The organism is Acetonema longum DSM 6540 (genome assembly GCF_000219125.1).
GTDB classification, from domain to species: domain Bacteria; phylum Bacillota; class Negativicutes; order Sporomusales; family Acetonemataceae; genus Acetonema; species Acetonema longum.
Genome location: NZ_AFGF01000184.1, coordinates 1 through 264, shown reverse-complemented (window position 1 = coordinate 264; position 264 = coordinate 1). Strand labels below are relative to the sequence as shown.

At 53.0% G+C, this 264-nt stretch carries 1 protein-coding gene; it reads left to right on the top strand.

The features are described 5' to 3' along the window. Positions 1-264 (top strand): IS66 family transposase (locus tag ALO_RS16080; RefSeq protein WP_004097941.1); only part of this gene is annotated, 264 nt, incomplete at both ends.

Sequence of the window (264 nt, the reverse complement as noted above, 5' to 3'; positions counted from 1 at the left end):
AGCGGCTTTGGCCGGGCCGTCCACTACACCTTGGAGCAATGGCCGTATCTGGAGCGCTATCTGTGGGACGGGAACTTAGAAATCAGCAACAACCGGGCGGAACGCAGCATCAAACCCTTTGTCATTGACCGCAAGAACTTTCTGTTCGCCAATACGCCCCGCGGCGCCAAGGCCAGCGCCATTGTCTTCAGCATCATCGAAACCGCCAAAGAAAACGGCTTACATCCTTACAAGTATTTGACCTATATTTTCAAGAATGCACCC